This is a genomic window from Streptomyces sp. NBC_00028, from assembly GCF_045041065.1.
GTDB lineage: Bacteria > Actinomycetota > Actinomycetes > Streptomycetales > Streptomycetaceae > Streptomyces.
The window spans coordinates 6541524-6559532 of record NZ_CP108293.1; the positions used below are offsets into that span (position 1 = coordinate 6541524).

Below are 18009 nucleotides of genomic sequence, written 5' to 3' on the forward strand. Positions count from 1 at the left end.
GCACCGACCAGCCCCCTGCTCCCGGCCGCCCTGTCCAAACCCGACGAGGCGCTTCTGTGCGTCTTCAGCGCCGAGGGAGCCTGCGCCGAGACCCCGCTGACCAGCGAACCGCCGCTGCCCGACGCCGAGCCCCTGACCAGTGAGCCTCCCCTTGCCGACGCCGCCCCGCTGACCAGCGAGTCAGATGCCGATGCGGAGCTGTAGATGACCGCTGCCGAGCCCCCGTCCGATTCCGGTCCTCCGTCCGATTCCGGGCTCTCGCCCGATCCTCGGCCCGCGTCCGATTCCGGGCCCCCGTCCGAGGAGCTCTCCCGGCTTGCCGGGCTGCACGGCGTCGCCACCTCCTACAGCCCCGCCCCCGACCGCACCGTCGCCGCCTCCGCCGCCGCCGTCATCCGGGCTCTCACCGCCCTCGGCGTCGACACCGGCGACCCCGCCGCCGCGCTCGCCGCGCGGGAACGCGAGCTGGCCGCGCGACTGCTGCCGCCCACGGTCGTGCGCTGGTTCGACGGCGGTGCGTGCGCGGCGCTGGACGCCCTGCCCGACGGCACTCGGCTGCAAATCGAGACCGAGCAGGGCGAGGAGCGCTCCTCCGTCGAGCAACTCCCGCCCGGAGTGCACCGGCTGACCGCCACGGCACCGGACGGCCGGGTCGCCGAGGCCCACCTCGTCGTCGCCCCCGCCCGGCTCCCCACCCCCACCGCACGCTCGTACGGACTGCTCGTCCAGCTCTACTCCCTCCTCTCCCGGCGTTCCTGGGGCATGGGCGACCTCGGCGACCTCGGCGAACTCACCGCCTGGGCGGGCCGCGCGCTCGGCGCCGGATTCGTCCAGGTCAACCCGCTGCACGCGGCCGTGCCCGGCGCCCCCACCGACCCCTCGCCCTACCGCCCCTCCTCCCGCCGCTTCCCCGACCCCGTGCACCTGCGCGTCGAGGACGTCGACGAGTACCCGTACGTCACCGACCGCGACCGTCTCCGCGCGCTGGCGGAACGCGCCGCGCTGCTGCGCGAAGCGGTGCTGGGGAAAGAGGCGTTGATCGACCGGGACGCCGTGTGGGAACTCAAGCGCGAGGCGCTGGAACTCGTCCACGAGGTGCCCCTCGGACCCGGCCGGCGCGCCGCCTACGCCGACTTCCTCGCCGAGGAGGGCGAGGCACTGGAGGACCACGCCACCTGGTGTGCCCTGGCGGAGGTGCACGGCTCGGACTGGAGCCGCTGGCCGGCCGCGCTGCGCGACCCCCGCTCCGGCGAAACCGCCCGCGCCCGTGCCGAGTTGATGGACCGCGTCGACTTCTGGTCGCGGCTCGCCTGGCTCACCGACGCCCAGCTCGCCGCCACCCAGCGCGCGGCCCGCGACGCCGGGATGGCCGTCGGTGTCGTCCACGACCTCGCGGTCGGCGTGCACCCCCTGGGCGCCGACGCCTGGGCGCAGCAGGAGTACTTCGCCGCCGGGATGTCGGTGGGCGCCCCGCCGGACGCCTTCAACGCGCGCGGCCAGGACTGGGGGCTGCCGCCCTGGCGCCCCGACCGGCTCGCCGAGTCCGGCTACGCGCCGTACCGGCGGCTCCTGCGGGCCCTGTTCCGCTATGCCGGCGCACTGCGCATCGACCATGTCATGGGCCTGTTCCGGCTGTGGTGGGTGCCGCAGGGGCTGCCGCCCACCGAGGGCACCTACGTCCGCTACGACGCCGAGGCCATGCTCGCGATCCTGGTCCTGGAGGCCTCGCGGGCCGGGGCGATGGTCATCGGCGAGGACCTCGGGACCGTCGAGCCCGGGGTGCGCGAGACGCTGCGCGAGCGCGGGGTGCTCGGGACCTCGGTGCTGTGGTTCGAACGGGACTGGGAAGGCGACGCCCGCCCGCTGCCGCCCGAACGCTGGCGCGCCGACTGCCTCGCCACCGCCACCACCCACGACCTGCCGTCGACCGCCGCCCGGCTCAGCGGCGACCACGTCGAACTCCGGCACCGGCTCGGGCTGTTGACGCGCGGCCTGGCCGAGGAACGCGCCGAGGCCGCCGCCGACACCGGGGAGTGGCTGGAGGTACTGGCCAGGCTGGGGCTGCTGCACGGCACGGGCGGGGGGCACGGCACGTCGACGGAGGAGGCCGAGGTCCAGGCCGTCCACCGGTTCCTGCTGCGGACACCGGCACGGCTGGTGGGCGTGTGGCTGCCGGACGCGGTCGGCGACCGGCGACCCCAGAATCTGCCCGGCACATGGGACCAGTACCCGAACTGGCGACTCCCGATCGCGGACGCGGAGGGGAGGCCGGTGACGCTGGAGGAACTGGCGGCGGAGCCGCGGTTGTACGCGCTCGTGGAGGTGTTGCGGGGGCTGGGGTGAGGGGGGTGGGCTGAGCGGGGTGGGGTGAGGCGCGGTGTGTCGGGTGCGGGTGGGGTGGGGGTTGCGGTGGGGGCGTTGCGCTTGCCCGCGCTTGCGGGGTGCCGCTGCGCCCACCCGTGCCGCCCCTGCGGCACGACTGCCCGCAGCTGCGGCGGGTTGGCAGGTGGCCCGGCTGGGGCGCACGGCTCTTACGCACCCCCGGGCGCGCGCTCCGGAGCCGCGTTGGATACTTTGGCACCGTGGACAAGAAGAACGCCCTGCGCGCCGGTGCTCTGGCAGCCGGTACGACGCTGATGATGCTGCTCATGACGTCTCCCGCGCTCGCGCTCACCCGCGACGACGGTGACGACCCCGGCCCTGGCCTGAGCGTCATCGAGACGCTGGGTCTCTACGTCCTGGCCCCGCTCGCGATCTTCGCGGTCATCGCGGGCCTGGTGCTGGTCCTGGACAAGTCGCACGCGGACCACCGGGTCAGCGTGCCCAAGGGCAAGGCCAAGGCCAAGGCCAACGCCTGACGCCTGACCGACCGAGGGGCTGAGGGTACGGCTCCACCGGTCACCGCACGTTCACGAGGGCGCCGGCCCCGTCCCTACGGGGGCGAGGCCGGCGCCCTCGACGTGTGCTCAGGGGCTCGGCGCCGTGAGGTACCGCTGCACCGTCGGCCCCAGCCACGCCACGATCTCCTCCGGGTGCAGTGCCACCGCCGGCGGAATCCGCAGCACATACCGGGTCAGCGCGAGGCCGAGCAGTTGCGACGCCGCGAGCGCGGCCCGCGCCGGGATCTGTTCGGGATCGGGGCACACCCGCCGGGCCACCGGCAGCAACTGGTCCCGGAAGATGCCCTGCATGCGCTCGGCCCCGGCCTGGTTGGTCGCGCCGACCCGGAGCAGGGCGGTGAGGACCTCGTCGTCCTCCCACATGTCGAGGAAGTGCCGCACCAGGACCGCGCCCACGTCCCGCGGCGACAGCCCGCCTGCGTCCGGCAGTCGCAGGTCGACGGTGACGGCCGCCGCGAACAGGCCCTCCTTGTTGCCGTAGTAGCGCATCACCATCGACGGATCGATGTTCGCGTCCTTGGCGATGGCGCGGATGGTGGCCCGCTCGTACCCGTCGGCGGCGAACCGCTCGCGGGCCGCGACGAGGATCGCGTCGCGCGTCGCCTCGGAGCGGCGGGCGCGGGCACTGGGCGAGGGGGTGGTGGGCCCGGGGGCGGGGGAAGTGCCGTTCATGCCTACAAGCGTAGGCCAACATCTGTTTGCCAACAACCGTTGACTCAATGCCGGGCAGGGCTCTAGTCTCGTCAACGAGCGTTGGCAAACAGATGTTGGCATACAAGCGTTGGCGTACAAGCGTTGGCAACAGGAGGCCCTCTATGAACGGCACCGTCCACCCCGTGATCGTCGTCGGCTCCGGCCCCACCGGCCTCCTCCTCGCCGGTGACCTCGCCACCGCCGGTGTCCCCGTCACCCTCGTCGAGAAGCGCCCGCACAAGATCAGCAACCTCTCCCGCGCCTTCGTCCTGCACGCCCGCACCCTGGAGCAGCTCGACGCCCGCGGACTCGCCGACGACCTGGAGGCGGTCGGTCAGCCGCTGGACCGCCTCCGCCTCTTCGGCGACCTCACCGTCGACCTGGGTGCCCTCCCCTCCCGCTTCCGCCACCTCCTCGTCCTCCCGCAGTACGAGGTCGAGGAGGTTCTGGAGCGGCGGGCCGTGGCGGCGGGCGTCGAGTTCCGCCACGAGACCGAGGTGACCGGCCTCCTCCAGGACGCAGACGGCGTGACGGTCGAGGTGCGTGGGCCCCAGGGCGCCGAGACGCTCCGGGCCGCGTACGTCGTCGGCGCCGACGGGATGCGCAGTGCCGTGCGGGACGCGATCGGGCTGCCGTTCCCCGGCAAGTCCGTCATCCGTTCCGTCGTCCTCGCCGACGTGCGGCTCGCCGAGGAGCCCGAGACGCTGCTCACCGTCAACACCGTCGGGGACGCCTTCGCCTTCCTCGCGCCCTTCGGCGACGGCTACTACCGGGTGATCGGCTGGAACCGCGCCCGGAACGTCCCCGACAGCGAGCCCCTCGACCTGGCCGAGGTCAAGGAGGTCACCCGGGCGGCGCTCGGCCGGGACTTCGGGATGTACGACGCCCGCTGGATGTCCCGCTTCCACAGCGATGAACGCCAGGCCCCCGCCTACCGCGTCGGCCGGGTCTTCCTCGCCGGGGACGCGGCCCACGTCCACACCCCGGCCGGCGGGCAGGGCATGAACACCGGCCTCCAGGACGCCGCCAACCTGAGCTGGAAGCTGGCCCAGGTGATCCGCGGCCACGCCTCCGCCGACCTCCTCGACACCTACCAGGCCGAACGGCACCCCGTCGGCAAGGCGGTCCTGCGCAGCAGCGGCGGCCTGGTCCGTCTCGCCATGGCCAAGCGCCCCTGGGAGCTGGCCCTGCGCGCGACGCTCACCACGGTCCTCGCCCATGTCGCCCCGGCCCGCCGCAGGATGGTCGGCCAACTCACCGGCATCGGCTACCGCTACCCCGCCCCCCGCGGCGCCCACCGCCTCACCGGCACCCGCGTCCCCGACGTGGCCCTGACGGGCGGTCGTCGCCTCTACGAGGCCCTGCGCGGCGGCCGGTTCGTACTGATCACCCCGGGGGCCTACGACGACCGGGGCACCCGCAAGGACCGGCTGACCGTGGAACGCTGGGCGAGCGACCGCCGTACGACCGTGCTGGTGCGGCCCGACGGATACGTGGCCTGGGCCGCGGACGCGGCGGACGCCGCGCAGATCGAGGCGGCGCTCGCCGCCGACGTCGGCTGAACTAACGGGACTCGGGCGTCCCGGCGAGCAACTCCCGCAGCAGGTCGGCCAGCTGGCCGGCCTGTTCGGCGTTCAGGGCGGACAGCGCCTCGGTCTCGGCGTCCAGCCCGGCGCCGACCGCCGCGTCGACGACGGTCAAACCCTTGTCGGTCAGCGTCACTTGGAGGCCGCGGCGGTCGTGGGGGTCGGGGGAGCGGCGGATCAGGCCCGCGCGTTCCAGCTTGTCGAGGCGGCCGGTCATGCCACCGGTGGTGAGCATCAGCGTGCCCGAGAGCTGACGGGGGGAGAGGGTGTAGGGCTCGCCGGAGCGGCGCAGGGTGGCCAGGACGTCGAACTCCCCGCGCGCGATGCCGTAGGGGGCGTACGCCTTCTCCATGCGGTCGCCCATGGCGCGGGAGAGGCGGAAGATCCGCCCGAAGACCTCCATCGCCTTGGTGTCGAGGTCCGGTCGTACGGCCGCCCACTGGTCGACGATCGTGTCGACGGGGTCCTTGCGCTGGGCACTCATGGGTCGAGTATCGGCGGCGCACAGGGTCACCCGCAAGAAAGTGGCTTGACTAAAAGTTGCTTAGCGCTAAGCTACTTTCCATCAAGCTTCATTCGTCGAAGTCGCCGTCACTTGGGGGAGTCGTGAACCGCACCGCGACCGTCCTGCTCACCGCCCTCGCCCCCGTCTCCTGGGGCACCACCTACGCCGTCACCACCGAGTTCCTCCCGGCCGACCGCCCCCTGTTCACCGGCCTGATGCGGGCCCTGCCCGCCGGTCTGGTCCTGCTGGCCCTCGCCCGGGTGCTGCCGCGCGGCCTCTGGTGGGGGAAGGCCGCGGTGCTCGGCGCGCTGAACATCGGCGCCTTCTTCCCGCTGCTGTTCCTGTCGGCGTACCGGCTGCCGGGCGGGATGGCGGCGGTCGTCGGGTCGGTCGGGCCGCTGTTCGTGGTGGGTCTGTCGGCGGTGCTGCTGGGGCAGCGGCCCACGACCCGCAGTGTGCTCACCGGGGTGGTGGCCGCGTTCGGCGTCAGTCTCGTCGTACTGAAGGCGGCCGGAGCCCTCGACCCGGTCGGCGTCCTCGCGGCCCTCGCCTCCGCCGCGTCGATGTCCACCGGCACCGTGCTCACCAAGCGCTGGGGCCGCCCGGACGGGGTGGGACCGCTGGCGCTCACCGCCTGGCAGCTGACCGCGGGCGGACTGCTCATCGCACCCCTCGCCTTCCTCGTCGAGGGCGCCCCGCCGGCGCTGGACGGACGGGCGATCGGCGGCTACCTCTACCTCGCGCTCGCCAACACGGCCGTCGCGTACTGGCTCTGGTTCCGCGGCATCGGTCGGCTCACGGCCACCCAGGTCACCTTCCTCGGCCCGCTCTCCCCGCTGACCGCCGCGGTCGTCGGCTGGGCGGCGCTCGGTCAGACGCTGACGCCGCTCCAGCTGGCGGGCATGGCGCTGGCGTTCGGGGCGACGGTGGCCGGGCAGCTCCGGCAGCGGCCTCCTGCCGCTCCGGTGCAATCGTTCAGTTTTGCTGAAAAGAACGCTCGAAAAGATTCGATGGACGTGACAGGTGTGGCGCTGCGACGGTAGATCCACCGAGATCACCGACGTAAGACCAGCGGAAGGACCTGTGTGACCGACGTCCTCGAAAGGACCCCCACCCGTACGACCCCGAGGGCCGCGCAGAGCGCCGCCCTCGGGGTCGTCTGCGCCGCCCTCGCGACCGTCGTCTGGTCCGGCAGCTTCGTTGCCTCCCGTGCCCTGCACGACAGCGTCCCGCCGGTCCAGCAGGCGTTCTGGCGCTGGATCGTCGCGCTCGTGGCGGTCGCCCCGTTCGGGGCGCGGCAGGCCTGGCGGCAGCGGGCGCTGATCCGGCGCCGGCTCGGTTTCGTCGTCCTCGCCTCGCTCCTCGGCGTCACCGTCTACAACACCCTCGTCAACCAGGCCGGGTTGACCACTCCCGCCGCCACCATGGGCCTGATCATGGCCGCGTCGCCGGTGCTGATGGCGGTGTTCGAGCGGGCTTCCGGCGTACGGCTCGGGCGGCGCCGGGTCGCCGGGCTGCTCATCGCCTGCGCGGGGGTGCTGCTGTTGATGGGCGGGGGCGCCGGGTTTGCGGCCGGGGACCTGTGGATGATCGGCGCGGCCTGCTGCTTCGCCGGGTACAGCGCGCTGCTGCGGCGCAGGCCCGCCGAACTCGGCGGCGCCGCCTTCCTGTTCACCACGTTTCTCGTCGGCGTCGGGCTGCTGCTGCCCGCGCAGGGGGTGAGTCTCGCGGTCCAGGGAGGCTTCACGCCGACCACCGCGACCGTGCTGCCGCTGGTGTACGTCGGGGTCGCCTCCTCCGCGATCGCCTTCTTCGCCTGGAACAAGGCGATCGCCCTGGTCGGCGCGGCCCGTGCCGGGGTCGTGTACTACCTCCAGCCGGTGTGCGTGGCCCTGCTGTCCTGGGCGCTGCTCGGGGAGACGTTCGGGCCGGTGCAGGCGCTGTGCATGGGGCTGATCCTCGGCGGGGTGACGTGGGGCGCCGCCGGTCGGCGTGCGTAGGTTGCCCTCATGGCCGAGTGGGACATCCGAAAACTGCACATCCTGCGGACGCTGCGAGAGCAGGGCACCGTGACCGCGACGGCCGAGGCGTTGCGGATGACGCCGTCCGCGGTGTCGCAGCAGTTGACGAATCTGGCGAAGCAGCTGGGGGTGCCGCTCCTGGAGGCGCAGGGGCGGCGGGTACGGCTCACCGACGCGGCCCGTCTGGTGCTGCGGCACGCCGAGGCCGTGTTCGAGCAACTGGAGCGGGCGGACGCGGAGTTGGCGGCGCATGTGCGCGGCGAGGTGGGGGAGGTGCGGGTCGGTGCCTTCTCGACCGCGGTGCCCGCGCTGGTCGTACCCGCCGTTCGGGCGTTGCGGGTCTCGTCGCCCGGGGTGAGTGTGCGGGTACGGGAGGCGGAGGCGGGGGAGGCGTACGAGCTGCTGGCCGCCGGGGAGGTCGACCTCGCGCTGTCGCTGGCCGCGCAGGCGCCGGTGGTGGGGGACGGGCGGTTCACGCGGGTGGAGCTGCTGGCGGACCCGTTGGATGTCGCGCTGCCGCGGGGGCATGAGCTGGCGGGCGTGGAGGGGTTGCGGTTGGCCGATCTCGCCGGGGAGGCGTGGATCTTCGGGGGGAGCGGGCCGTGGTCGGACATCACGCGGGGGGCGTGCGAGGCGGCAGGGTTCACGCCGCGGCAGGGGCATTCCGCGGCGGGGTGGACGGCGATCCTGGCGATGGTGGAGGCCGGGATGGGCGTGGCGCTGGTGCCGCGGATGGCTGCGGTGGGGAGGGGCGGGGTGGTGATGCGGGAGCTGGGGGTGGACCGGCCGGTGCGGCATGTGGTGGCGGCGGTACGGCGGGGTAGCGAGGCGGGGGTCGTGGTGAGGCGGGTGATGGAGGCGTTGGAAGGCGTTGCTGCGGGACTGGGTTGACGGTTGCCCGGCGTGTGGGCCGGCCGGGGGTGGGTGTCACTCACCCGCGCTGGCGGGGTGCCGCTGCGCCCACCCGTGCCGCCCCAGCGGCACGACTGCCCGCAGCTACACGGGGGCGCGGGGAGGCAGCTACGCGGGGACGCAGCTACGCGGGGGCGCATGGCGACTGGCGCCCGCTGCGGATGCCTAAGGGGCGCGGGGAACTGCGCGACCAGCCCCCACCGGCCCGCACACGCTCCACTGGCTGTCGCCCCCAAGGCAAACGAGGGGCGCCCCGCATCGCGCTGGGCGCCCCTCATCCTCGTACCGGCTACTACTCCGCCGCCGCGTCCGCCGCCTGGGCCTTCAGGGCGCGTTCGACGCCGGACCGGGACTCCGAGACCAGGCGGCGCAGGGCCGCGTTGGGCTCGGCCGACGTCAGCCACTCGTCCGTCTTGTCCAGGGTCTCCTGGGAGACCTGGATCGACGGGTAGAGGCCGACCGCGACCTGCTGGGCGATCTCGTGGGAGCGGGTGTCCCAGATGCCCTTGACCACCTCGAAGTACTTGTCGGTGTACGAGGCGAGGAGTTCGCGCTGGTCGGTCTGGACGAAGCCGCCGATGACAGCCTCCTGCACCGCGTTCGGGAGCTTGTCGGACTCCACGACCTGCGCCCAGGCCTCCGCCTTCGCCTCCGCCGTCGGACGCGCCGCGCGGGCGGTCGCCGCGTGACGCTCGCCCGCCGCCGTCTTGTCCCGCTCGTACTCGCCCGCGATCTCCGCCTCGTCGAAGCGGCCGACCGACGCGAGGCGCTCCACGAACGCCCAGCGCAGCTCGGTGTCCACCGCCAGGCCCTCGATCGTCTGCGAGCCGTCCAGCAGGGCGTCCAGGAGGTCCAGCTGCTCCGGCGTACGGGCCGTCGCCGCGAACGCGCGCGCCCACGCCAGCTGGTGGTCGCTGCCCGCCGCGGCGGACCGCAGGTGCGCCAGCGTGGCGTCGGTCCAGCGGGTCAGCAGCGCCTCGCGGGCGGTCGGGTCGGCGTACAGCTCGATCGCCAGCTTCACCTGGCGGTGCAGGGACTGCACGACACCGATGTCCGACTCCTTGCCGATGCCCGAGAGGACGAGGGAGAGGTAGTCGCGGGTGGCCAGCTCGGCGTCTCGCGTCATGTCCCACGCCGACGCCCAGCACAGGGCGCGGGGGAGGGAGGACTCGAAGTCGCCCAGGTGCTCCGTCACGAACGCCAGGGACTGCTCGTCCAGCCGGACCTTCGCGTACGACAGGTCGTCGTCGTTGAGCAGGACGACCGCCGGGCGGCGCTTGCCGACCAGCTGCGGTACGGCCGTCAACTCGCCGTCGACGTCCAGCTCGACGCGCTCGTCGCGGACCAGCTTGCCGCTGGCGGCCTCTGAACTGTCCAGTTCGTACAGGCCGACCGCGATGCGGTGCGGGCGCAGCGTCGGCTCGCCCTTCGCGCCCGCGGGGAGCGCCGGGGCCTCCTGGCGGATCGCGAAGGACGTGATGACACCGGCCGCGTCCGTCTCGATCTCGGGGCGCAGGATGTTGATACCGGCCGTCTGGAGCCACTTCTGCGACCAGGTGCTCAGGTCACGCCCGGAGGTCTCCTCCAGCGCGCCCAGCAGGTCGGACAGCCGGGTGTTGCCGAACGCGTGGCGCTTGAAGTACGCCTGCACGCCCGCGAAGAACTCGTCCATGCCGACGTACGCCACGAGCTGCTTGAGGACGGAGGCGCCCTTGGCGTAGGTGATGCCGTCGAAGTTGACCAGGACGTCGTCCAGGTCGCGGATCTCGGCCATGATCGGGTGCGTCGACGGGAGCTGGTCCTGCCGGTAGGCCCACGTCTTCATGGAGTTGGCGAAGGTGGTCCAGGAGTGCGGCCAGCGGCTGTCGGGCGCGTACGCCTGGCAGGCGATCGAGGTGTACGTGGCGAACGACTCGTTCAGCCACAGGTCGTTCCACCACTCCATGGTGACCAGGTCGCCGAACCACATGTGGGCCAGCTCATGGAGGATCGTCTCCGCGCGCAGCTCGTACGCGGCGTCGGTGACCTTGGAGCGGAAGACGTACTGGTCCCGGATGGTCACCGCACCGGCGTTCTCCATCGCGCCCGCGTTGAACTCCGGCACGAACAGCTGGTCGTACTTCTTGAACGGGTACGCGTAGTCGAACTTCTCCTGGAACCAGTCGAAGCCCTGCCGCGTGACCTCGAAGATCGCGTCCGAGTCGAGGAACTCGGCGAGCGAGGGGCGGCAGTAGATGCCGAGCGGGACGGACTGGCCGTCCTTCTCGTAGACGCTGTGCACCGAGTGGTACGGGCCGACGATCAGGGCCGTGATGTACGACGAGATCCGCGGGGTCGGCTCGAACTCCCAGACGTCGTCCTTGGGCTCCGGGGTCGGGGAGTTGGAGATGACGGTCCAGCCGGACGGTGCCTTCACGGTGAACTGGAAGGTGGCCTTCAGGTCCGGCTGCTCGAAGGAGGCGAAGACGCGGCGGGCGTCCGGCACCTCGAACTGGGTGTACAGGTACGCCTGCTGGTCGACCGGGTCGACGAAACGGTGCAGGCCCTCGCCCGTGTTGGTGTAGGCGCAGTCCGCCACCACGCGCAGGACGTTGCGGCCCGCCAGCAGGGCGGGGAGCGCGATGCGGGAGTCCTTGAAGACCTCCGCCGGGTCGAGCGCGTCACCGTTCAGGGTGACCTCGTGGACCTCCGGGGCCACCAGGTCGATGAACGACTCGGCCCCGTTCTCGGCCACGTCGAAGCGCACCGTGGTCACGGACCTGTAGGTACCGCCCTCTTGCGCGCCGGAGAGGTCGAGATCGATCTCGTACGACTCGACGGTGAGCAGCTTTGCCCGCTGCTGAGCCTCTTCGCGAGTCAGGTTTGTGCCAGGCACGCGGTCATCTCCTCGTTATGGGTGGGTTCGGCGGTTCCGCCATCCTTCCATGGGAGCCGCGCGAAACGCGATGTCCGGAACCCGCCGGTGACCGGGGAGGACTCCGAGGAGGGTGGAACACATGACCACCCACACCGCACGCCCCATCCCCCCGTCCGCTCTGAAGGAACTCCGCTCCACCGACGACGCGGGGCGGGAGACGGTTCCCGTGACCGACGACGAGGGCGGCGCGCCGCTCAGGTGCTGTCTGCGGCGCAGTGCGCCCGGCGAGCGGATCGCCCTCGTCTCGTATGCCCCGCTGCGCCGCTGGGCCGCCGAGACGGGCGCCGAGCCGGGGGCCTACGACGAGCAGGGCCCCGTCTTCGTTCACGCCGAGGAGTGCGCGGGGCCGGACTTCGCCGGCTACCCCTTCGCGAACGCGCACCGGACGCTCCGGCGCTACTCCGCCGACGGGCACATCCTCGGCGGCGAGCTGGTCGACGCGCCCGACGACGACGCCTTCCGGAACGCGTTCGACGACCCGGCCGTGGCGCTCGTCCACGTCCGGGCCGTCGAGTACGGCTGCTTCCTCTACGAGGTGAGGCGGGACTAGCCCTTCTGGCCCTTCAGCTCCGCCGCCACCAGCTCCGCGATCTGTACCGCGTTCAGGGCCGCGCCCTTGCGGAGGTTGTCGTTGGAGATGAACAGGGCGAGGCCGTTGTCGACGGTCTCGTCGCGGCGGATGCGGCCGACGTACGAGGCGTCCTTGCCGGCCGCCTGCAACGGCGTCGGGATCTCGGAGAGCGCGACGCCGGGGGCGCCGGCGAGGAGCTCCGTCGCGCGCTCCGGGCTGATCGGACGCGCGAAGCGGGCGTTGATCTGGAGGGAGTGGCCGGAGAAGACCGGGACGCGCACACAGGTGCCGGAGACCTTCAGCTCGGGGATCTCCAGGATCTTGCGGGACTCGTTGCGGAGCTTCTGCTCCTCGTCGGTCTCGTTCAGCCCGTCCTCGACGAGGTTGCCGGCGAAGGGCAGCACGTTGAAGGCGATGGGGCGCTTGTAGACCTGCGGCTCGGGGAAGTCGACCGCCTCGCCGTCGTGGGTCAGCTTGTCGGCGTCGGCGACGACCTTCTGGACCTGGCCGTGCAGCTCCGCCACGCCCGCGAGGCCGGAGCCGGAGACCGCCTGGTAGGTGGTGGCGACGAGCGCTTCGAGGCCCGCCTCGGCGTCCAGCACCTTCAGGACCGGCATCGCGGCCATCGTGGTGCAGTTCGGGTTGGCGATGATGCCCTTGGGGCGGTCCGCGATGGCGTGCGGGTTCACCTCGGAGACCACCAGGGGCACCTCGGGGTCCTTGCGCCAGGCCGAGGAGTTGTCGATCACGACAGCGCCCTGCGCGGCGACCTTCTCGGCCAGCGCCTTCGAGGTCGAGCCGCCCGCGGAGAACAGCACGATGTCCAGGCCCGTGTAGTCCGCCGTCGCCGCGTCCTCGATCGTCACGCCGTCCAGGACCGTCCCCGCCGAGCGGGCCGAGGCGAACAGACGCAGCTCGGTGACCGGGAAGTCCCGCTCCACGAGGATCCTGCGCATGACCGTGCCGACCTGGCCGGTGGCTCCGACGATTCCTACCTTCACGACGACTCCTTCTACATGGCGGGTGCGTGGCCTGGACGTTTCCATGATGCGTCTCTTACCGGCCGGTGTGTCCAATCGTTTGCCCGAGGGATGGGACGCCATGCGGGTCAGGGGCGCAGTTCGAGGGTCCACTCGCCGAGGCAGCGGACATGGAGGATCGAGCCCGAGATGCGGTACGGACCGGAAGAAGCGGTGAGTTTCCGGTGCGGGAAGAGGTTTTCGTCCAGTTCGAAGACATGGATCAGGGCCGTCCCGACGACCACCAGCTCGGCCTCGGGCCCGGTGTGACGTACGACTCCATACCAGCCACCCGGCGTCCGCGCGCCCAGCACGGGGGCCGCGCTGAGCGGGGCCGGCTCCAGACGCCACTTCGTGTCCTCGCCGGCACGCACCGTGAGGAAGCAGCTGCCGCCGGGGTCGACCCACACCGGCCCGAGGGTGGGGCGCCGCCGGCCCAGCGTGTCGGCGATGGTCGTCGACTTGCCGTAGGGATGGTTCAGGGACCACGCGCTCAGGTGCTCGTCGTCGCCGCGCGAGGTCCGGGTCACCGTCATCAGGGTCGGCGGGCCCTGGTAGCGCAGGACGGTGCTGCCCCGGCCCTCGGCCGGGCCGGTGAACAGCGGCGCCTGCTCCTCGGGCAGCAGCCGCAGCGTCCAGTCGCCGGCGCACTTGACGTGTACGGCCTGCTCGGCCCTGCCGTCGGCGAACAGCACCGCCATGCCGCGGGTGCCGTGCTGGCGGCCGGTGAGCCACTCGTCCTCGTCGCCGTACTCGTCGACGCGCTTCACTTCGAGGCTGTAGTCGGCCTTGGCTCCGGGGAACTCGTACTGGACCAGCGCCGGACGCCCGGGGCGGGGGTTGAGCAGGGTGATCGTCCGGTCGCCGCGGCCCTCGTAGGCGCCGGTCGTCCGGCCCGCCGAGGGGTCGCGGACGGGGAGCGGCTTGGCGGTGAGCTCCCAGTTGCCGTCGCCGTGCTCGATCACCAGCAGCAGGGGGCCGTCCGGGACCGGGACGGTCTGCTTGAGCTTCCCGGTCTCGTTGCACAGCATCTCGTGCTCGTCGAGGTCGTCGAAGTGCTCGGCCTCGTGGCAGTTGAGCACGAACCACTCGCCGCGGTCGGCGCCCCCGTCGAAGCGGACCTTCACATCGGCCATCGTGCCCGGGTAGGCGAGGACGTCGGGGCCGCGTCCCGTGAGGGTCCGGGTGCCCAGCGGACGGGCCGCCGACAGCGGCAGGACCCTGATCGTCCAGTCGCCGTCGTAGTTGACCTTCATCCGCAGCGGACGGTCGCGCGGGGGCTGCACCAGGGCGCGGCCGTGGAAGTCGCGCAGGGTGGTGTTGAAGACGGTGTCCTCGTCCTTGTTGCGCCGGTTCAGCGTCTCGACGAGGAGCCATTCGTCGCCCCGGACCTGCGCCTCCACGATCACCGGCCCGGGCGGCAGCGGTACGTCCACGGAGACGACGCCGTTGCCGCGGCCGCTCTGGGTGTGGGGCGGGAAGTCGGTGCCGAGGGGAGCGGGGGTGGACATGGGGGCGGTCATGGGTGCGGCCATGGGCGCGGGCGCCGGGGTGTACGCGGGGACCGGCGCGGGCGCCGGTATGGCATCGGCGATCGGCGGCCCGGCCGCCTTCGTCACCCCGGTGTGCGTCACCGGCGCCACCGGCTCCGCCTCCACCACGATCCCGAAGTCCGTCGCCAGCCCCGCGAGCCCCGAGTCCCAGCCCTGCCCGACCGCCCGGAACTTCCACTCCCCGTTGCGCCGGTAGAACTCCCCGAGCACGAAGGCCGTCTCACCGGCGGCGTCCGTCACGTCGTAGTGCACGACGATCGTGCCGTCGCCCGTGACGGTCTGGAGCGCGAGCCCCGGCACCGCCCCGAAGGTGCCGTCGTCGCAGGACGCGGCGACCAGCACCCGCTGCACCGCCGGCTCCACCCGGGGCAGGTCCAGCTCCAGCCACTCGGCGAGCTGGTCCACGCCGTCCCCGGTGCCCAGGTGCCGTACCGCGCCCGAGGGATGCGCGGGCTGGTTGTGGAAGACGAGGTCGGCGTCGCCGCGCACCTTGCCCGCCGCGTCGAGCAGCAGCGCCGAGACGTCCACGACGGGCGTCCCCGGCACCTTACGGCGGGAGACGGCAACCCTCAGGAGACCAGCGGGGACAGGGGCGTTGGCCCCCTTCACGATGTGCGTCATGGGGCTCATGGTGGCAGCGAAGATCATGTGAAGAAAGAATTCCGGAGATCGGACCGAACGTTTCCGCCCGAGCCGGCGTCATAGAGGAAACGCGGCGAGGAGAGGGGTGGCTGTGCTGCGCAGAAAGGCCCGCCGCGGCCAGGGGGACAGCATTCATGACGGGCCCGACGACCCGCTCGACGCGGCCCAGGAACGTCGGGTACGAGCCGTGCTCGCGCTCGGCGGCGTACCGCAGGCGGACCTGCCGGACGGGGTGCAGCAGGTCCGCCTGCGGTTGCTGGAGCGGGCGGCGAAGGGGTACGAGGCGCCGCGCGACGTCTCCGCGTGGGCGGCCGTCGTCGCCTCCAACCTCGCCATGGACTGGCACCGCGCCAAGCGACGGCAGGAGCGGATCGGTGAACGCCTGGCCTCTCTGCGCCAGTTGGAGCACCCCTCCGGCGAGGACACCAGCGTGCTCTCGCTCGCCGTCGCCCAGGGACTGGACGAACTGCCCGACAACCAGCGCCAGGTCCTCGTCCTGCGGTTCTACGCCGATCTTCCGGTGCGGGACATCGCCCAGGAACTCGGTGTCCCGGAGGGCACGGTCAAGAGCAGGCTGCACACGGCGGTCCGCGCGCTGCGCGCCCGTCTGCACGAGGACGAGGTGGTGTGACATGACCGCCGAACACCGGGACCGGGATGCCGACGCGCTGATGGCGGCGCTCACCGGCGAACCACTGCCCGACGGGGCCGACGCGGATCTGCTGGCGGAACACCGCGAGGCCACCTCCGACATCGCCCTCCTGCGCGAGCAACTCGGCCTCATCGGCGACGCGTTGGCCCAGGAGCCGCGTCCCTCGCCGCGACCTGCTCCGGTACGTCCCGCACGGGCCCGGCGCTGGGTCCCGAGGCTCGCCTTCGGCACCCTCGCGACGGCCGCGGTGGCCGCCGTGGTCACCGGCATGGGCTGGCTGATCGCGACGAACGGCGACAGCCTCACGGACTCCGGGGGCGACGCGAGCAGCGCCCAGAAGTCCCAGTCCGACGCGGACACCCGCTTCGGCAGCCCGCACTACCTCGCCTGCACCCGGCTGGTCGTCGAGGGGACGGTCGCCTCGGTCGAACGCCTCTCGGACCAGGTGCAGTTGCGGATCACCGTGGACGTGGTCCGCTACTACAAGCAGGACATGAAGGGCCCCGAGCGGCTGACGTACGTCGTCGACGACACCTTCGTCGACGGTCTGCGCAAGGGCGACCCGGTGCTGTTCGGGGTCCTGGAGGGGGACACCGTGCCCGACCACTGGGTGGTCGGCGAGCGGGAGGTCGCCCGGGAACGGGCCTGGATCCAGGCCTCGCTGCCGGAGTCACGGCGGCTCACCTGCGCATGAGGATCGAACGATCTGCGATGCTCCCGCGTCATAGGAGAAACACGGATGAGGGAGAACGCGGGTGCAGATCAGGAGACCTGGCGGCGCGGAGGCAGGCGCGGACCCGCTGGACGCGGCGCAGGCCGACCGGGTCCGTGCCGTCCTGGCGCTCGGCGGGGTCCCTCAGGACGACCTCCAGGACGGGCTCCAGCAGGTGCGGCTGCGCCTGCTGGAACGCCGGGCCCGCGGCGACGACCCGCCGCGTGACCTGGGCGCCTGGGCCGCGGTGGTGGCCTCGAACCTCGCGGTGGACTGGCACCGCGCCAGACACCGGCAGGAGCGCGTCAGCGAGCGGCTCTCCCTGCTCGGTACGCCGGACGAACGCGTCCAGGACGACACCGAGAACAGCGTCCAGGCGCTCGCCGTCGCCGAAGGGCTCGACGCCCTGCCGGGCGCGCAGCGGCAGGTCCTGATCCTGCGCTACTACGCGGATCTCTCGGTTCCGCAGATCGCCGAACAGCTCGGGATCCCCTTGGGAACGGTCAAGAGCAGGCTGTACGCCGCGGCGAAGCACCTGCGTGACCGGCTGCACGTGGAAGAGACGGTGTGACGGTGGACAAGCACGACGAGCTGATGGCGGTCCTGCTGGGCGAACCCGCGCACCGGGAGACGCAGGAGTACGGGGCGGCGGAACGCGACATGGCCGCCGTACGCGAGCAGCTTCGGCGGATCGGGGACGGGCTGGCCCGCGCGGCAGCGGAGGTGCCGGAACCGGTGCCGGAGCCCGTGTCCGTGCCGGAACCCGTCCCCGTGCGCCGGTGGTGGCGTGGGCGTCTCGGGCTCGTGGCTCTCGCGGCGGCCGTGGCCGTCGCGTCGCTGGGGACGGGGGCGGCGTATCTCGTCGCCCACAACGGGGTCGAGGGCGAGGGATCCCAGGCCCTGCTCACCGTCGAGGGGCTCATCGCCTGCTCCAGCACGGTCGTCGAGGGCACGGTGGCGCGGGTCGAGGCGGCGGGCGGCGACGACCGGTACCGGGTGGTGCTGGACGTGGAGCGGCACTACAAGCCGGCGAGCGGGGAGCGGACGGTCACCTTCGTCGACCAGGGTGCGAACGTACCGGCGTACTACCGGACCGGGGCGCGGATGCTGGTCCTGGTCTCCAGCCTGCCGGGCGAGGGGCCCGACACCTATCGCGCGGGCGATCCGCCGTACGCCGAGGACCGGACCGGTGCCGCTCAGGACGCGCTGGCGGAGGGGCGCCTGCGGATCGAGCGGGCGCTGCCCGCCGCACGGGGTCTGACCTGCGAGGGCGCGGCCTGACCGCACGGACGGAGAACGCGGAAGGGCGGGCGCCCCATGGGAACG

Annotated in this window: 17 protein-coding genes; 12 read left to right on the forward strand and 5 right to left on the reverse strand. The window is 72.6% G+C overall.

Going from position 1 to position 18009, the window contains the following annotated elements:
- The first annotated feature begins 15 nt into the window (after positions 1 to 15).
- From OG885_RS29415 to OG885_RS29425, 3 genes are all read left to right on the forward strand, one after another.
- Positions 16 to 204, forward strand: a complete 189-nt coding sequence (locus OG885_RS29415; protein ID WP_405742924.1) for a hypothetical protein — start codon at positions 16 to 18, stop codon at positions 202 to 204.
- Positions 205 to 2343 (forward strand): 4-alpha-glucanotransferase, encoded by a 2139-nt coding sequence (gene malQ / locus OG885_RS29420; RefSeq protein WP_405737034.1) that lies wholly within the window; start codon positions 205 to 207, stop codon positions 2341 to 2343. It abuts the gene before it with no gap.
- Between the two features lie 239 nt (positions 2344 to 2582).
- Positions 2583 to 2858 carry a hypothetical protein gene (locus OG885_RS29425; RefSeq protein ID WP_405737037.1) on the forward strand — a complete coding sequence of 92 codons (276 nt, stop codon included), beginning with the start codon at positions 2583 to 2585 and terminating at the stop codon, positions 2856 to 2858.
- 108 nt (positions 2859 to 2966) lie between these two features.
- Here the strand turns inward: OG885_RS29425 and OG885_RS29430 are convergent, their stop codons facing one another.
- Entirely contained in the window at positions 2967 to 3572 is a 606-nt protein-coding gene (locus OG885_RS29430; RefSeq protein ID WP_405737039.1) for a TetR family transcriptional regulator, read from the reverse strand.
- Positions 3573 to 3715: 143 nt separating this feature from the next.
- On the opposite strand from OG885_RS29430, the gene OG885_RS29435 reads away from it, so the two are divergent.
- Entirely contained in the window at positions 3716 to 5155 is a 1440-nt protein-coding gene (locus OG885_RS29435; protein WP_405737041.1) for an FAD-dependent monooxygenase, read from the forward strand.
- A gap of 1 nt (position 5156) precedes the next feature.
- On the opposite strand, the gene OG885_RS29440 is transcribed toward OG885_RS29435, so the two are convergent.
- Positions 5157 to 5663: a MarR family winged helix-turn-helix transcriptional regulator gene (locus OG885_RS29440; protein ID WP_405737043.1), complete on the reverse strand. Its 507-nt coding sequence runs from the start codon at positions 5661 to 5663 to the stop codon at positions 5157 to 5159.
- A 122-nt stretch (positions 5664 to 5785) separates the two neighbouring features.
- On the opposite strand from OG885_RS29440, the gene OG885_RS29445 reads away from it, so the two are divergent.
- Genes OG885_RS29445 through OG885_RS29455 form a run of 3 tightly spaced genes read left to right on the forward strand, consistent with a single transcriptional unit; the run spans position 5786 to position 8596 of the window.
- Positions 5786 to 6727, forward strand: coding sequence for an EamA family transporter (locus OG885_RS29445; protein ID WP_405737046.1), 942 nt, complete (start codon positions 5786 to 5788; stop codon positions 6725 to 6727).
- Positions 6728 to 6769: 42 nt separating this feature from the next.
- Positions 6770 to 7684 (forward strand): DMT family transporter, encoded by a 915-nt coding sequence (locus OG885_RS29450; protein WP_405737048.1) that lies wholly within the window; start codon positions 6770 to 6772, stop codon positions 7682 to 7684.
- Between the two features lie 9 nt (positions 7685 to 7693).
- Complete coding sequence (locus OG885_RS29455; protein ID WP_405737051.1) at positions 7694 to 8596, forward strand: LysR family transcriptional regulator; 903 nt, start codon at positions 7694 to 7696, stop codon at positions 8594 to 8596.
- Positions 8597 to 8909: 313 nt separating this feature from the next.
- Here OG885_RS29455 and pepN read toward each other — a convergent pair whose 3' ends face one another.
- Positions 8910 to 11492, reverse strand: a complete 2583-nt coding sequence (gene pepN / locus OG885_RS29460; protein WP_405737054.1) for an aminopeptidase N — start codon at positions 11490 to 11492, stop codon at positions 8910 to 8912.
- A gap of 121 nt (positions 11493 to 11613) precedes the next feature.
- Between pepN and OG885_RS29465 the strand changes: the two genes are divergently transcribed.
- The gene (locus tag OG885_RS29465) at positions 11614 to 12084 is read left to right on the forward strand and encodes a DUF1203 domain-containing protein (RefSeq protein ID WP_405737057.1); all 471 of its coding nucleotides are present in this window, start codon (positions 11614 to 11616) and stop codon (positions 12082 to 12084) included.
- On the opposite strand, the gene OG885_RS29470 is transcribed toward OG885_RS29465, so the two are convergent.
- Both OG885_RS29470 and OG885_RS29475 read right to left on the reverse strand, forming a co-directional pair.
- Positions 12081 to 13106, reverse strand: a complete 1026-nt coding sequence (locus OG885_RS29470; RefSeq protein ID WP_405737060.1) for an aspartate-semialdehyde dehydrogenase — start codon at positions 13104 to 13106, stop codon at positions 12081 to 12083. The genes OG885_RS29465 and OG885_RS29470 overlap by 4 nt on opposite strands.
- 107 nt (positions 13107 to 13213) lie before the next feature.
- Positions 13214 to 15298 carry a TerD family protein gene (locus OG885_RS29475; protein WP_405737063.1) on the reverse strand — a complete coding sequence of 695 codons (2085 nt, stop codon included), beginning with the start codon at positions 15296 to 15298 and terminating at the stop codon, positions 13214 to 13216.
- 106 nt (positions 15299 to 15404) lie between these two features.
- Here OG885_RS29475 and OG885_RS29480 point away from each other — a divergent pair, with 106 nt between their 5' ends.
- The 4 genes from OG885_RS29480 to OG885_RS29495 all read left to right on the forward strand — a co-directional run bounded on the left by OG885_RS29480 (position 15405) and on the right by OG885_RS29495 (position 17964).
- A complete protein-coding gene (locus tag OG885_RS29480; protein WP_399956460.1) occupies positions 15405 to 15950 on the forward strand; it encodes a sigma-70 family RNA polymerase sigma factor in 546 nt (181 codons plus the stop codon).
- A 1-nt stretch (position 15951) separates the two neighbouring features.
- A complete protein-coding gene (locus OG885_RS29485) occupies positions 15952 to 16665 on the forward strand; it encodes a hypothetical protein (protein WP_405737067.1) in 714 nt (237 codons plus the stop codon).
- Positions 16666 to 16726: 61 nt separating this feature from the next.
- Complete coding sequence (locus OG885_RS29490) at positions 16727 to 17254, forward strand: RNA polymerase sigma factor (protein ID WP_405737070.1); 528 nt, start codon at positions 16727 to 16729, stop codon at positions 17252 to 17254.
- A 2-nt stretch (positions 17255 to 17256) separates the two neighbouring features.
- Entirely contained in the window at positions 17257 to 17964 is a 708-nt protein-coding gene (locus OG885_RS29495; RefSeq protein WP_405737072.1) for a hypothetical protein, read from the forward strand.
- The last annotated feature ends 45 nt before the right edge of the window (positions 17965 to 18009 follow it).

What these genes read in the sequence shown, in the direction of transcription:
- malQ (WP_405737034.1), top strand. Translation starts at nt 205, where the DNA reads ATGACCGCTGCCGAGCCCCCGTCCGATTCCGGTCCTCCGTCCGATTCC.
- OG885_RS29430 (WP_405737039.1), bottom strand. Translation starts at nt 3,572, where the DNA reads ATGAACGGCACTTCCCCCGCCCCCGGGCCCACCACCCCCTCGCCCAGT.
- OG885_RS29435 (WP_405737041.1), top strand. Translation starts at nt 3,716, where the DNA reads ATGAACGGCACCGTCCACCCCGTGATCGTCGTCGGCTCCGGCCCCACC.
- OG885_RS29455 (WP_405737051.1), top strand. Translation starts at nt 7,694, where the DNA reads ATGGCCGAGTGGGACATCCGAAAACTGCACATCCTGCGGACGCTGCGA.
- OG885_RS29465 (WP_405737057.1), top strand. Translation starts at nt 11,614, where the DNA reads ATGACCACCCACACCGCACGCCCCATCCCCCCGTCCGCTCTGAAGGAA.
- OG885_RS29440 (WP_405737043.1), bottom strand. Translation starts at nt 5,663, where the DNA reads ATGAGTGCCCAGCGCAAGGACCCCGTCGACACGATCGTCGACCAGTGG.
- OG885_RS29475 (WP_405737063.1), bottom strand. Translation starts at nt 15,298, where the DNA reads ATGACGCACATCGTGAAGGGGGCCAACGCCCCTGTCCCCGCTGGTCTC.
- OG885_RS29485 (WP_405737067.1), top strand. Translation starts at nt 15,952, where the DNA reads ATGACCGCCGAACACCGGGACCGGGATGCCGACGCGCTGATGGCGGCG.